Origin of the sequence: Balneatrix alpica DSM 16621, from assembly GCF_000619885.1 — a bacterium.
Taxonomy (GTDB): domain Bacteria; phylum Pseudomonadota; class Gammaproteobacteria; order Pseudomonadales; family Balneatricaceae; genus Balneatrix; species Balneatrix alpica.
The window spans coordinates 348,562-363,105 of record NZ_JHUZ01000011.1 but is presented as its reverse complement, the minus strand read 5'-3'; the positions used below and the strand labels follow the sequence as shown (position 1 = coordinate 363,105).

Below are 14,544 nucleotides of genomic sequence, written 5' to 3'. Positions count from 1 at the left end.
TATAGCGGTTGTTACAGACTCTGCATCTGCGCCAGTTTTTCTTCCAGTTTGGCCTGGGTTTGGCGCATCTCATTGAGGCGGTTTTGCTCCTGCTCCACCAACTGTGCCGGTGCCTTGGCAACAAAGCCTGGGTTATCCAGTTTGCTTTGGGTGCGCTCAATATCTTTGCTGAGCTTGTCCAGCTCTTTGCTAAGACGTGCGATTTCGGCTTCTTTGTCGATCAAGCCTGCCATGGGAACCAGCACTTCCATTTCACCCACTAAGGCAGTGGCGCTCAAGGGGGCCTGGCCTTCTAACCACTCCAGGCTTTCCAGCTTGGCCAGCTTGAGCAGGAAGGCGCGGTTCTCTTCCAGGCGACGTTGGTCGTCAGGGCTACCATTGCGTAGCAGCACGGTCAGGGTCTTGGCTGGGGAAATATTCATTTCACCGCGGATATTACGAATACCGATAATGACGCCTTTGACCCACTCCAGATCCTCAATTGCGGCGGCATCATAGTTATCCATGTTGGCGATCGGCCAGGGCTGCAGCATCAGGGTGTCGCCCTCTTTGCCCGCCAGGGGTTTGACCTTCTGCCAGATTTCTTCGGTGATGAAGGGCATAAAGGGATGTGCCAGGCGCAGAATGGCTTCCAGCACCCGGATCAGGGTGCGACGCGTGCCACGCAGCTGGGCTGCACTTGCCTCTTTGTTCCACAGCACTGGCTTGGACAACTCCAGGTACCAGTCGCAGTACTCGTTCCAAACAAACTCGTAGAGCGCCTGGGTGGCGAGATCGAAGCGGTAGCTGTCGAGGGCTTCAGTGACTTTTTGTTCGGCCACCTGCAAGCGGCTGATAATCCAACGGTCAGCCAGGGTGTATTCCATCTCACCGCCCTGTTGGCCACAGTCGTGCTCTTCGGTATTCATCAGCACATACTTGGCGGCGTTCCAGATCTTGTTACAGAAGTTGCGGAAGCCTTCCATGCGGTTCATGTCGAACTTAATGTCGCGACCGGTGGAGGCTAGCGACAGGAAGGTATAGCGCAGTGCATCGGTACCGTAGGCGGCAATGCCTTCAGGGAACTCGGCCCGGGTCGCTTTTTCGATTTTGGCTGCCAGCTGGGGCTGCATCATGTTGGCGGTACGCTTGGCGACCAGCTCATCCAGGCTGATACCGTCAATCAGGTCAATCGGGTCCAGCACGTTGCCCTTGGATTTTGACATCTTCTGACCCTGACCATCCCGCACCAGACCATGCACGTAAACGGTCTTGAAGGGCACCTGAGGCTTGCCGTTTTCATCTTTGATGAAATGCATGGTCATCATGATCATGCGGGCAACCCAGAAGAAGATGATGTCAAAACCTGTTACCAGTACGGAGCTGGGGTGGAAGGTTTGCAGCTCTTTAGTATTTTCTGGCCAGCCCAGGGTACCAAAGGTCCAAAGGGCGGAGGAGAACCAGGTATCGAGTACATCGTTATCCTGGCTGAGCACCACCTCATCGGCGAGCTGGTATTTGCTACGGGCTTCGGCTTCGCTGCGGGCAACATAGACATTGCCCTCCTGATCGTACCAGGCGGGAATACGGTGGCCCCACCAGAGCTGACGGGAAATACACCAGTCCTGCAGGTTACGCATCCAGGCGAAGTACATGTTTTCATACTGCTTGGGAACGAACTGGATTTCCCCTTGTTCGACCGCCTCAATGGCAGGCTTGGCCAGTTCGGCAACCGCCACAAACCACTGATCGGTCAGCAGGGGCTCAATCACAACGCCAGAGCGGTCACCACGGGGAACCTTGAGGGTGTGGGGATCAATTTTTTCCAGTAAGCCCTGGGCTTCAAAGTCCGCCACAATTTGCTTGCGCGCCTCGGCACGATCAAGACCTGCATAAGCTGCAGGGAGTGTGGCCGGGTAGGCATCACAGGGCTGGCCATCCTGATCCAGGACTTCAGCTTCGCTGCGGATAGCCGCGTCCAGTGTCATGATGTTGATCATCGGCAGGGCGTGACGCTTGCCCACTTCGTAGTCGTTAAAGTCATGGGCCGGGGTGATCTTCACGCAGCCGGTGCCAAACTCACGGTCAACGTAGTCATCGGCAATGATGGGAATACGACGGCCGACCAGGGGCAGGTCAACAAATTTGCCTACCAGATGCTGATAGCGCTCATCCTCCGGGTTAACCGCAACGGCGGTATCTCCGAGCATGGTTTCCGGACGGGTGGTAGCCACAACGATATAGTTTTTGCCCTCGGCGGTGGTGGCACCATCGGCCAAGGGATAACGGAAGTGCCAGAGCGAGCCTTGCTCTTCCTCAGACAGCACTTCCAGGTCAGAAATGGCGGTGTGCAGCTTGGCATCCCAGTTCACCAGACGCTTGCCACGGTAAATCAGCTTGTCGTCATAGAGGCGGACAAAGACTTCCTGCACGGCCTTATAAAAACCATCGTCCATGGTGAAGCGTTCACGTGACCAGTCCACCGAGGAGCCCAGTCGACGAATCTGACGGGTGATATTGCCACCGGATTCGGCTTTCCACTCCCACACTTTTTCCAGAAAGGCTTCCCGGCCCAGATCATGGCGGCTTTGCCCGGTTTCCGCTGCCAGTTTACGCTCCACTACCATTTGGGTGGCGATACCAGCATGGTCGGTACCCACTTGCCACAGGGTGTTACAGCCCTTCATCCGTTGATAGCGAATCAGCGCGTCCATCACCGCATTATTGAAACCGTGGCCCATGTGCAGGCTGCCGGTGACGTTGGGGGGCGGAATCATGATGGAGTAAGGCTGGCCTTCGCCTTGTGGGGCGAAATAGCCGCGTTCTTCCCAGGTTTGGTACCAGTTTTGTTCAATCGCGTGGGGATTAAAGGTCTTATCCATGGAAACTCTGCATCTGTGCCGAAAAGGGGCCGAATAGGGTTAGGGAGAACAGTCGCAAGGGGGATGCGGGCTCCCGATATTGGGCGGGGATTATACCCCGCCAGAGGGCTGAGGGCGAACCCCTGGCGAAGCGGCATTGGCCAGAGTAAGATGCGGGCGCTTGGTGTCCTGCCAAGGCGCTGTGGGTTCTTTTACTTCGGAGTGAAATATGAACGCGATTGTCACAGTGGCCTCCCGTTGGGGAGTGGCCGCCGTGTTGCTGTGTGTGCTGTCCGCCTGTGCTGCGCCCTTGTTGATGGGGGCACAGAGTCAGCTGATGTGGGCGCTGTTGAAGCCACTGGTGGGGTTTGAACCCCGGGCAGTCAGCCTGTTTGAACAACCCCTGATCAAAGACCGTTTAACCGCCTTGGTGGGGGAGCAGCATTATCAACAGACGGTGGCGTTGCTTTATACCGCCGAGCAGATTTCACAGCAGGGGCCACTGTTTTATGTGCTGTCGAAGGCCCCGGTAACCGCCCCCTTAGCAGATAAGGCGGCAATGGTGTGGAATGCAGACACCAATCAGATGGCTGTGCTACTGGTGCAGCAGGGCAAGACCCAGGTGTTGGCTGAGCCATTAGCCAGCGCTGCGACTGAGACGGTGCAAGCGGAGGCTGGCAGCACCACGGCTACAGCCGCCGTGGCCCAGGCGGCTGCCCAGGTATTGTGGCCCCAGGCGATGGCTCCCTGGTTAGGTCAGGCCTTGCCCCAGGATGCCGGTAAGTTGCTGCCTGAGGCATTTAATGGCGTAACTGACCTAACCCAGCCGATGTAGTTGAGGGGTGAGGCCGAGACTGCGGTAATGGCGGTAGTGCTCACGCTGGCGGCTCAGCCAGGGTTCTCCCTGCACCACAATTTCCAGCACCCGCTGAAAGTGGCTGAGCTGGGGCGGAATATCGGCAGCCAGATTAACCAGGATGCAGCCGGGCTGAGGCGTTGGCCAATAATCGCCATAACCCAGGGTGATGGGGCTGTGTCCGCTAAAGTCCTGGTCCAGGCGGTGGTGGGGCAGAAAGCTGCTGGGCTCCTGTTGCCAGAGCAAAGTATCCAACGTCTGGGCTTCTTCTGCGCTGTCACAATGTAGATGAAACTGATGGCCTTGCGGCCACTGACGGCTGAGCAGGGTGGTGAGTAAGCGCCAACGCGCCTGGAGATCGGTTTGGGCCAGCAGATAAAAGTCTGCACGTTCAAGCATAAAAGGAGTCCGTCTGCTGAAGCTGCTGCGCAAGATACTAGGCGGCAGTATAAAGAAAGCGCCTGGAATGTCAGGCGCTTTCTTGGTGCAGCGAGTGATTACGCTTAGATGCGATCAAACAGGTATTGCGCCAATAGTGGCACGCAGCGTCCAGTGGCGCCTTTTTGCTTGCCACTGACCCAGGCGGTACCGGCGATATCCAGGTGGGCCCAGCGATACTCCTTGGTGAAGCGGGACAGGAAGCAGGCGGCGGTAATACTGCCGCCAGGACGGCCACCGATGTTGGCGATATCGGCAAAGTTGGAGTCCAGCTGTTCCTGGTATTCATCGAACAGCGGCAACTGCCAGCAACGGTCATTAGCCTGCTCACCTGCTTGCAGCAGCGCATTGGCCAGTTCCTGATCGTTAGCCATCAGGCCGGTGGTGTGGTGGCCCAGGGCAATCACGCAGGCACCGGTCAGGGTGGCGATATCGACCACGGTGGCGGGCTTGAAGCGGGCAACGTAGGTCAAGGCATCGCAGAGTACCAGGCGGCCTTCTGCGTCAGTATTGAGGATTTCCACCGTCTGACCGGACATAGTGGTCACCACATCACCGGGCTTGGTGGCGCGACCACTGGGCATATTCTCGGCGGCAGCCACTACCCCTACGACGTTGATCGGTAATTGCAGCTCGCTAACGGTTTTCATCAGGCCCAATACGCTGGCGGCACCGCCCATGTCGAACTTCATCTCATCCATGCCTTCGCCGGGTTTGAGGCTGATGCCGCCGGTGTCGAAGGTGATGCCTTTGCCAACGAATACATAGGGTTGTTCAGTTTCTGCTGCGCCCTTGTACTCCAGGGTGATCAGCTGGGAGGGCTGGTCACTGCCATTACCGACGGACAGCAGGCAGTGCATGCCCAGCTGACGCATGGCGTCTTCATCGAGTACCTGAACTTGCAGGTTGGCATACTGATCGGCCAGTTGGCGGGCGGTATCAGACAGGTAGGTCGGAGTGCAGATATTGCCAGGCAGGTTGGCGAGGTTTTTCGCCAGGGTGACGCCCTGGGCGACAGCCATGCCCTGCTTCAGAGCTTCACTGGCAGCTTGGGCCTCATTGACGGCGACCGCCAGGGTCAGGTTGCTTAGGCTGGGAGCATCGGCTTTTTTGCTCTTCAGCTGATCAAACACATAGAGCGCCTGCTCACTGGCCTCAACCAGTTGGCGTACCCGCCAGGCCTGGCCGCGACCTTTGACGTCGACTTCCGCCAGGAACAGGGCCGCATCGCTGATGCCGCGCTCATTTAATTCTTTGATAGCGCTTTTCGCCAGGCCAGTGAATTTGGCGGGGCTGAGTCCAGGACTGCCTGCGCCCAGCAACAGTACGCTGCTGTTCACTCCACTGACTAAGGGGAGATAAAGCGTGCTGCCGCTTTTGCCTTTGACCCGACCGGCTTGCACCAGCTGGCTTAACTGGCCTTGGCTGGCTTGGTCGAGTTGTGCAGCGGCAGGACTCAGGCTGCCATCGTCATAGAGGGCGACCACCACACAACTTTGCGGGCTTTGCAGAACAGAATCCGTGGTCAGATGATAGCTAACAGGCATGGGCTTTCCTTTTATTGTCTGTAAGCGCGTCTACATGGGTAGTGACGAAGAATCAGAGCGCTTTAAGGGGGCGTTGCTGCACTTGAGTTCCATCAAGCGGCAGCCCAGTGGTCACATCATAAAACAGACAGCTAGGGCTGGAGGAAGGATTGCGAAGGATTTTTTTTCCGATTTCGCTTGCGCCCACCACTCAGGGTCATTTTGGCGAGGGGTGGCTTGCTCTGCTGGAGCCTGACAGCCCTGCCCGCTACAATGGGCACCGGTTCAAGACAGGGATACAGGCGTGATAGCAGCTCGGTATTTAAGGCGCGAAATTACCTTCAATCTGCTGGCAGTCAGTTTGGTGCTGCTGGTGATTATTATGGGGGGACGCCTGATCAAGTATTTGGCTGAGGCGGCAGAGGGAAAGCTCGACCCAGGCGTGTTGCTCAGCATTATGGCCTATCGCTTACCGGGCTTTTTGGAGCTGATTCTGCCGTTGGGATTGTTTCTTGGCATTCTGCTCGGTTATGGCCGTCTCTATCTGGAAAGCGAAATGACGGTGTTGCATGCCTGCGGTATTGGTCGTCCCCAGGTGCTGCGCTGGACGCTTAAATACAGCCTGCTGTTAGCGGCCCTGATTGGCCTATTTAGTCTGGTGGTGACTCCCTGGGGGCTGCGTCAGGCGGCGATTATCTTGCAGCAACAATCTTCGGCTGCCGCCCTGGAGCATTTGACTCCTGGTCGTTTTCAAAAGAGCAGTGATCAAACCCGGGTGACTTACATTGAGCGTCTGGGGCAAAACAAAGGCGAGATGGAGAACGTCTTTATTGCGATGCCCAGTGGCGATGGTAAACAGCAGGTGGTGATCATCGCCAAGCAAGGGCGTCAGCAGTTTGATAATGAGCAGCAGGCCCGTTACTGGGTATTGCAGGATGGTTATCGCTATCAATTGTTAGCGGGCCAACTGCAGCAGGAGCATACCCGCTTCAGTGAGTATGGCGCACGGGTGGAGGAGTCTACCATCGCCGCCGAGATTGACCGGGCTGAGACACTGAACACCTTGCAGCTACTGCGCTTTGAACAACCCGAACGGGACTGGGCCCATCTGCAGTGGCGTCTTTCCTTACCCCTGATGGTATTGGTGGTGACGCTGTTGGCGATCCCCCTGGCTCAGGTTAATCCCCGTCAGGGACGCTTTGCCAAACTGATTCCTTCCATCCTGCTGTATTTGGCGTATCTGTTTTTATTGTCCTGGGCGCGCACCCAGGTCCTCAAGGGACGTCTGCCAGCGGAGCTGGGGCTGGTGTGGATTCATCTGCTGTTCTTGGTCCTGGGGGCAGCCTTGATGTGGGGGCCTGACTGGTGGCGTGAGCGTCAATACCGGCGTATGCAGGCGGGTCAGTCTTCAGCGCAGGGGAGCGCAACATGATCAGCATTCTGGATAAGTACATTGCCCGCCATGTGTTGCAGGCGGTGTTGTTAGCGCTCCTGGTGTTATTAGGGCTCGACTTGCTGTTTGCCTTTTTGGATGAACTGGATGAGTTGGGGGAGGCCTACACTCTTGAGGTGATTGCGCATTATCTGTGGTTGACCCTGCCGGCCCGGCTTTATGAACTGTTGCCTATCAGTGCGATGTTGGGGGCTTTGATTGGCCTGGGGGTGTTGGCAGGCTCAAGCGAATTAACCGTGATGCGGGCCGCCGGGATTAGTCTGTGGCGTATTGCCAGAGCGGTGATGCAGCCCACCTTGCTGTTGATGCTGTTGGTGATGCTGGTGGGGGAATGGTGGGTGCCGCAAAGTGCGCCTCAGGCAAATTCAATCCGGGCGGTGGCTCTGGGTAAGCAGGATGAGTTGGCCAGCCGCTATGGGGTGTGGCACCGTGAGGGCAATACCTTTATTCACTTTAATGCGGTGGATAGCCGGGGGCTGATTTATGGCGTGAGCCGTTATCAGTTTGATGAACAGCAGCGCTTAGTGTCTTCCAGCTATGCAGAGCAGGCACAGTATCAGGACGGGCAATGGCTGCTGAGTCAGGTGCGTGAGGCCAAGCTTGAAACGGTAGAGCCTCCGCGCTGGCAGGCACAGCAACGCGAACAGGAACCATGGCAGACCGAGCTAACCCCCGAGTTGCTCAATCTGGTGGTGCTGGATCCGCTCTATCTGCCGATGCCTGGCTTGTGGCAGTACGCCAACTATCTGCAGGAGCAGGGATTGGAAGCGGATCGTTATTGGCTCGCGTTCTGGCAAAAAATGCTGCAACCCTTGGCGGTGGCTGCTTTGGTGCTGGTGGGAATGTCGTTCGTTTTTGGCCCATTACGCTCCGTCAGTATGGGGCAGAGAGTCATTAGTGGCGTGATTGTCGGGGTAGCCTTCCGCCTCGCTCAAGACCTGTTGGGGCCGGTGGTAACGCTATCGGGCATTTCACCACTACTGGCGGTATTGGGGTTGTTGGTGCTTTGTTTGGGGCTGGGTTCCTGGCTACTCAAACGAGTGCGCTGATGGTGTGGTGATCTGCAAAATGGGGGCTTGGCCCCCATTTTGGTTATTCACGCAGAATTTTCGGTACCACCACGACCCGGCTTTCGGAAAAGCGGTCATGCCAGGTCAGTCCTTCCTTATCCCACAGCATCCACAGATAGCCAAGGCCAAAGCAGGCAGCGGATAACCAGGCGGCGAAAAAACGCAGCATGGCCTGCATCAGGCTAATGGGGCTGCCATCGCGGTTCTGCACGCGAATACGCCAGGACTGCATGCCCAGGGTTTGTCCAGGCCAGGTCCAAAACTTGGCAAAAAAGACAAACAGGCTCAAAAACAGAATGCTTTTATAAACAGGGCCGCCAATGGCTTGGGTTTCGCCTAGGGGGACATCCTGATTGCTGATCAGCAGCAGAATGCCGGTGACCACCATCAGCATGGCAACGCAGAGTAAAAAGTCATAAAAGATAGCCGCCAGACGTCGCCAAAGTGAGGCGGGTGGGAGTTGGCTGGCGGTGTCTGCATCGGCAAAACGACGAGGCATGGGGTGATCCTAAACAGAGGCGGCTTTACCCTGGGGGTAAAGCCTGGGTCGATGAACACGGCATTACTGGGCAGGGTGGAGCTGGGTATGCAGCTTCTCAGCCAGTACCTGTGCCCGTGTCAGTTGGTCAGTATCAAGCTTCAGTTCTAGTCGTGAAATCATTTTGATAGCAATGGCATGGCCTTTATTAGCGGCATTTTTCAGCCAGGCATAGCCAATGACGTCAGTGTCTTCACTGCTATCCTGACCGTGCTTGTTAAAGTACAGCGAACCGAGCCAGAACATGGCTTCATCCAGGCCTTTGCCTGCTGCCTGGCGGTAGTACTCCTCCGCTTTAGCAAAATTTTGCCCGACGCCCAAGGCCAGGTTATAGCAACGGCCCAAGTTGAGTAGGCCTTCGGCATAGCCCTGATTAGCGGCCTGGGTATACCAGTGCAGCGCCTTGGCGGGATCACGCTCTACCCCTTGGCCAAACTCATACATTTTGCCCAGACGGTTTTGTGCTTTGGCGTCACCGGCTTCAGCTTGAGGCTGCACCTGTTTGAGTTCTTCCAAATATTCTTGGTTTTTCAGGCTGCGTAATGCAGTAAGGGCTTGAGGATGGCCCTGAATAGTGGCGTTTTGGTAGTAGCTCTTGGCTTTCTCCAGATCGGCATTGACCCCCCAGCCGTTCTCATAGAGTTGTCCTAATAGATAGAGAGCTTCCGGATTGCCTTGTTTGGCCAAAGGCTCCGCATGCTGGAATACCTTGCTGTAATCCTTGGCAGTAAAGGCTTCGTTGGCGACATCCAGACTGGCAGCAAACAGTACAGGTGTTTGCAGGCTAAGCCAGCACAGGGTGGCGGCGGATAACAAATACTTTTTCATGGTTTCGCTTCTCTCCATGCCGTGATGCCCGGATAACGGGGGGAGGTTATCTGGCGATCCATGTGCAGCACTGGGCTGTCATGTGGCTTGCTTTAGGGTTGGCTAATGCAGCCCCGCTATTCTATGCAAAATCAGCCCTTGAAGAAAATTGACCGAAAGCGGTGTTGAGTTGAAATATGTCTGGGCTTCTCCCTTAGTAAAAAACTGTGCTTATATAGGTAGGCAACTCCTGGCATGAGGAAACAGCCATGAAAGACACTTTGAATCAGCAAATGCAAAGTCTGCTTCAGCCGGTCCAGCAGATGGTAGGTATTCAAACCAAGATGCTGGAAGCCCTGGCTGCCGAACAGATGGCCTGCACGCAGAAGTGTGTGGAAGCCACCATGCAGCAGGCTAAGGCCCTGAGCCAGTGCGAGAGTCCGGAAGAGGTGTTGCAGTTGCAGCAGGAGTTCAATAAGGCAATGGAGTCGACCTTGACCCAGGCAGGAGGACGCAATCTGGCGATTTTTGAAGAAACGCGTCAGGCCCTACTGAAGTTAGCTGAGCAGGGTCTAAATAAGTAAGCGGGTACTTTTAATTGCATGCACAAAGCCAGGCCTTCGCCTGGCTTTGTGGTTTATGCCGCCAAGTAAAAAAGAAACCCCGCACAGGGCGGGGTAAAGAACCGTGATTAGCTTTGATGAGAGAAAACAACTGATGAGTTGGGTATCACCAGGTAATTTGCTTTCCCGGAAAGCATAGTAGGATGGCAGTATTTGATAGTCAATAAAAATGATAATAATTTTCATTTAGTTAAATTGACATTAATACGTGCTCGCCAATATCCAGCTATTCAGTGCTCCCTGGGTTAGAGGATTTACATGCAACAGGACGGATGCTGTTGTTAAGGGGGGCGTTCTGAGTGGAGAGCATGTGGACGGGAAAAAGAAACCCCGCACAAGGCGGGGTAAAGAACCGTGATTAGCTTTGATGAGAGAAACAACCCATGTCACACAACCTGAAGGGAGGAGGACATCTGCGTTTCAGGGACCATTATAGGGTGTGGGATTAGTGTGTCAATGCTAATGATAATAATTATCATTATTTTTTTGTCGTGATGGGATTGCTACGAGTGAGACCTTGCAGCATTGACGTTATTGGTGGGAAAAAAAGAAACCCCGCACAGGGCGGGGTAAAGAACCGTGATTAGCTTTGATGAGAGAAAACAACCGATGAACACCACCCAGGGGTGAGAACATGTGCGTTTCCTGAGGGGGGATTATAGATGGCTAGTCATAGCTGTCAATCATAATAATAATATTTCTCATTAAGTTTTATCGCTATCAAGCAAAGTCTGCTGTACCTGGGCTGCCAGTCTGCCTTGATGCAGGCGGATAGTGATAGCTTGGCCAGGTTGAATCTCATCGGCTCTGCGCAGCACCTGTCCTTGTGGCGTTTGCACGATGGCGTAGCCGCGCTCCAGTGTCGCCAGTGGGCTGACCAGATGCAGGCTTTGTGCCTGCTGCTGCAGTTGCTGCCGTGCCTGTTGCAGGCAGCGTTGCTGGGTATCTGTTAGTCGCTGCCGGAGCTGTTGCAGTTGCCGCTGTTGTAAGGGGAGTTGCTGTGGCTGACGCTGCAGCCGTTGTTGCAGTGCTTCTAAGCGTAAACGTTGCTGTTGCAGGCGCTTGTCCGGGCGCTGTTGCGCCAGGCGATTGCTGAGGCTGCGTAGCTGATGCTGTTGCTGGCTGAGTTGTTTTTTGAGCAGACGCTGCAGGCGTTGCTCGCACTCATCCAGGCGTTGTGCACGTTGCTGGAGGAGTTGTTGGGGGTGCCGCAGGCGTTGTTGGTAGCGCTGTAAAAGCTGCTGTTGTTGTTGCAGCTGGCGCTGGATAGCCAGTTGTAGGCGTTGTCCCAGTTGCCGCAAGGCCTTGTGCCAGTGCTGCTGATCCGGGGCGACTAGCTCTGCCGCCGCAGAAGGGGTGGGGGCACGCACATCGGCGACAAAGTCGCTGATGGTGACATCGGTTTCATGGCCCACCGCGGAGACCACCGGAATGCGGCTGGCGTGGATAGCCCGGGCGACGCTTTCTTCGTTGAAGGGCCAGAGATCTTCCAACGAGCCGCCGCCGCGACCAAGGATAATCACATCGGTTTGCTGTAAGCGATTGGCCAGTGCCAGGGCGCGGCAAATTTGTCCAGTGGCTTCCTGTCCTTGTACGGCCACCGGAATCAGGTCAATTGCAATGCTGGGGCAACGGCGTTGTAACACGCTGAGCAGGTCACGAATAGCGGCGCCGGTGGGGGAGGTAATCAGGGTAATGTGCTGAGGGTGAGTCGGTAGTGACTGCTTATTGGCAAGATCAAACAGTCCCTCGCTGGCTAAGCGCTGTTTGAGTTGTTCAAAGGCAAGTTGCAAGCGCCCTTGGCCTGCCGGCTCTAGATAGTCACCAATTAACTGGAAGTCCCCCCGGGGTTCGTAGAGGCTGACTTTGCAGCGTAGGTTAACCTGATCGCCATCTTTGGGACGAAAGCGCACCAGCTGATTGCGATGGCGAAACAGGGCACAGCGTACTTGCGCCTGGCCATCTTTGAGGGTGAAGTACCAATGACCTGAGCTGGGGCTGCTGAAGTTAGAGATTTCCCCGCTAACGGTAATCTGGGCAAAGCCCTGCTCTAATAACAGCCGTACCTCACGGGTTAACTGGCTGACGCGATAAACCTGGGTAGACAGCTCGCTCATCAGGTGTCATGTTCCTTAGCCATGAAGGGAGCCATCTTAGCATGGATGAATGACGGGATTATCTTCTCAGGAGGCGACTGTGGCGGAGCTAAAGCGTTGTCGTTGGGTGAGCCAGGATGCGGAATATCAACACTACCACGACCATGTCTGGGGACGTCCGGTGGTGGATGGGCAGGAACTCTTTGCCAAACTTTGTCTGGATGGCCAACAGGCGGGATTGAGTTGGATTACTATTTTGAAAAAGCAGCGCCATTATGAGCAGGCGTTTGCCAATTTTGATCCGGCGCTGATCGCAACCTTTGACCAGGCTAAGGTGGAGGAGCTACTGCAAAACCCAGGCATCGTGCGTAATCGTCTAAAAGTGCAGTCCATTATCCGTAATGCCAAGGCGTATCTGGCGATGCAGGAGCAGGGAGAGGATTTTAGCGAATTCCTGTGGCAGTTTGTCGGGGGTAAAACCCAGATCAATCGCTTGGGGGATGGCGATGACCCCAGGGCAACCAGTCCTGAATCTGATGCCATGTCGAAGGCCCTGAAAAAGAAAGGCTTTAACTTTGTTGGCAGCACCATCTGCTATGCCTTTATGCAGGCCGTGGGCATGGTGAATGATCACGAAGTGAGTTGCCATTGTTACCAAGCCTGTTGTGAGCAGGCCCGTCGCTGAGGAAGGCGAATTGGCATTTACCTAACCTACGCGGAAAGGTACAATGAGGCGCTTCTTTTTATCCCCCTTGCTCTCCCTTAAGGTGGCGGATTATGTTGCGTATCGCTGAAGAAGCACTCACCTTTGATGATGTTCTGCTGGTGCCGGGCTATTCCGAAGTCCTGCCGAAGGACGTCTCTCTCAAGACTCGTCTGACCCGTGAAATCTCCCTAAACCTGCCGCTGGTATCCGCTGCGATGGATACCGTGACTGAAGCGCGTTTGGCCATTGCTCTGGCCCAGGAAGGCGGGATTGGCATTATCCACAAAAACCTGACGATTGAGCGTCAGGCTGAGGAAGTGCGCAAGGTTAAGAAATACGAAAGCGGCATTGTTAAAGACCCCGTTACGGTCACCTCCAGCACCAGCGTGCGGGAAGTGCTCGAACTGACCCGTCGCTCCAGTTACTCCGGTTTCCCGGTGGTGGACAATGGCGAGTTGGTGGGAATCGTGACCAGTCGCGATGTGCGCTTTGAGCTAAACCTGGACTCCAAGGTGGCGGATATTATGACCCCCAAGGAGCGCCTGGTAACCGTGCGGGAAGATGAGAACAACAACGAAGTGATTCGTTTGCTGCGTCAGCATCGCATTGAAAAAGTACTGGTGGTCGATGCGAATTTCCGCCTGAAAGGGATGCGCACGGTGAAGGACATGCACAAAGCAGAAGCCTTCCCCAATGCCTGTAAAGATGCGGATGGACGTCTACGCGTCGGCGCCGCCGTGGGTACGGGTGCAGAAACCCCCGAGCGGGTGAAAGCGCTGGTTGAAGCGGGTGTTGATGTCATTATCGTGGATACCGCCCATGGTCACTCCAAAGGGGTTATTGATCGGGTGCGCTGGGTGAAGCAGACCTTCCCTCAGGTACAGGTGATCGGCGGTAACATTGCCACTGCAGAAGCTGCTTTGGCACTGGCTGAAGCAGGCGCGGATGGCGTAAAAGTGGGGATTGGTCCTGGCTCTATCTGTACAACCCGTATTGTGGCTGGGGTTGGGGTACCACAGATCAGTGCAGTGGCCAATGTTGCTGCAGTGATGAATGAAAAAGGCATTCCCGTGATTGCCGATGGCGGTGTGCGCTTCTCCGGTGACCTGGCGAAAGCCATCGTAGCGGGTGCCAGTGTGATCATGGTTGGTGGCCTGCTGGCCGGTACCGATGAAGCACCTGGTGAGGTTGAGCTATACCAGGGGCGGACGTTTAAGTCCTACCGTGGTATGGGATCGCTCGGGGCGATGGCGCAGGCTACCGGTTCCTCTGACCGTTATTTCCAGGATGCCAAAGCCGGCGAAGAAAAACTGGTTCCCGAAGGGATTGAAGGCCGGGTGCCCTGTAAGGGCCCGCTGGCAGCGGTAGTGCATCAACTGATGGGAGGCCTGCGTTCCTCCATGGGTTACACCGGCTGTGCCAGCATCGATGAAATGCGTACCAAGCCTCAGTTTGTGCGCATTACCAATGCGGGCATGCGTGAGTCACACGTACATGATGTGACCATCACCAAGGAAGCGCCTAACTACCGCCTTGGTTAATTACTAACTCGACTCGGGTGGGGCTGGCTTGTCAGCCCCACTTTTGTTTT

Annotated in this window: 12 protein-coding genes; 6 read left to right on the top strand and 6 right to left on the bottom strand. The window is 55.5% G+C overall.

What is annotated here, in order from left to right; all coding sequences use genetic code 11:
• Window positions 1-11: 11 nt before the first annotated feature.
• Window positions 12-2,861, bottom strand: a complete 2,850-nt coding sequence (locus Q334_RS0105695) for a valine--tRNA ligase (RefSeq protein WP_027312366.1) — start codon at window positions 2,859-2,861, stop codon at window positions 12-14.
• Window positions 2,862-3,069: 208 nt separating this feature from the next.
• On the opposite strand from Q334_RS0105695, the gene Q334_RS19865 reads away from it, so the two are divergent.
• Window positions 3,070-3,675, top strand: coding sequence for a hypothetical protein (locus Q334_RS19865; RefSeq protein WP_051527547.1), 606 nt, complete (start codon window positions 3,070-3,072; stop codon window positions 3,673-3,675).
• On the opposite strand, the gene Q334_RS0105685 is transcribed toward Q334_RS19865, so the two are convergent.
• Window positions 3,658-4,095 (bottom strand): DNA polymerase III subunit chi, encoded by a 438-nt coding sequence (locus Q334_RS0105685; protein WP_027312365.1) that lies wholly within the window; start codon window positions 4,093-4,095, stop codon window positions 3,658-3,660. The two genes, Q334_RS19865 and Q334_RS0105685, sit on opposite strands and share 18 nt — an antisense overlap.
• Before the next feature lie 104 nt (window positions 4,096-4,199).
• A complete protein-coding gene (locus tag Q334_RS0105680) occupies window positions 4,200-5,681 on the bottom strand; it encodes a leucyl aminopeptidase (RefSeq protein WP_035460861.1) in 1,482 nt (493 codons plus the stop codon).
• Window positions 5,682-5,964: 283 nt separating this feature from the next.
• On the opposite strand from Q334_RS0105680, the gene lptF reads away from it, so the two are divergent.
• A complete protein-coding gene (gene lptF, locus Q334_RS18135) occupies window positions 5,965-7,092 on the top strand; it encodes an LPS export ABC transporter permease LptF (protein ID WP_035460858.1) in 1,128 nt (375 codons plus the stop codon).
• Window positions 7,089-8,162, top strand: coding sequence for an LPS export ABC transporter permease LptG (gene lptG, locus Q334_RS0105670; RefSeq protein WP_035460856.1), 1,074 nt, complete (start codon window positions 7,089-7,091; stop codon window positions 8,160-8,162). The genes lptF and lptG overlap by 4 nt, the downstream gene beginning before the upstream one ends.
• Before the next feature lie 43 nt (window positions 8,163-8,205).
• On the opposite strand, the gene Q334_RS0105665 is transcribed toward lptG, so the two are convergent.
• Both Q334_RS0105665 and Q334_RS0105660 read right to left on the bottom strand, forming a co-directional pair.
• Window positions 8,206-8,682 carry an RDD family protein gene (locus Q334_RS0105665; protein ID WP_027312362.1) on the bottom strand — a complete coding sequence of 159 codons (477 nt, stop codon included), beginning with the start codon at window positions 8,680-8,682 and terminating at the stop codon, window positions 8,206-8,208.
• 63 nt (window positions 8,683-8,745) lie between these two features.
• Window positions 8,746-9,549 (bottom strand): tetratricopeptide repeat protein, encoded by an 804-nt coding sequence (locus Q334_RS0105660; RefSeq protein ID WP_027312361.1) that lies wholly within the window; start codon window positions 9,547-9,549, stop codon window positions 8,746-8,748.
• 248 nt (window positions 9,550-9,797) lie between these two features.
• On the opposite strand from Q334_RS0105660, the gene Q334_RS0105655 reads away from it, so the two are divergent.
• Entirely contained in the window at window positions 9,798-10,112 is a 315-nt protein-coding gene (locus Q334_RS0105655) for a phasin family protein (protein ID WP_027312360.1), read from the top strand.
• Window positions 10,113-10,855: 743 nt separating this feature from the next.
• Here Q334_RS0105655 and xseA read toward each other — a convergent pair.
• On the bottom strand, window positions 10,856-12,268 hold the full coding sequence (gene xseA / locus Q334_RS0105650; RefSeq protein ID WP_027312359.1) for an exodeoxyribonuclease VII large subunit: 1,413 nt from the start codon (window positions 12,266-12,268) through the stop codon (window positions 10,856-10,858).
• A 79-nt stretch (window positions 12,269-12,347) separates the two neighbouring features.
• Between xseA and Q334_RS0105645 the strand changes: the two genes are divergently transcribed.
• Together Q334_RS0105645 and guaB are read left to right on the top strand one after the other, a co-directional pair.
• Window positions 12,348-12,932, top strand: a complete 585-nt coding sequence (locus tag Q334_RS0105645; protein ID WP_027312358.1) for a DNA-3-methyladenine glycosylase I — start codon at window positions 12,348-12,350, stop codon at window positions 12,930-12,932.
• A 92-nt stretch (window positions 12,933-13,024) separates the two neighbouring features.
• The gene (gene guaB / locus Q334_RS0105640) at window positions 13,025-14,494 is read left to right on the top strand and encodes an IMP dehydrogenase (protein ID WP_027312357.1); all 1,470 of its coding nucleotides are present in this window, start codon (window positions 13,025-13,027) and stop codon (window positions 14,492-14,494) included.
• Window positions 14,495-14,544 lie beyond the last annotated feature (50 nt).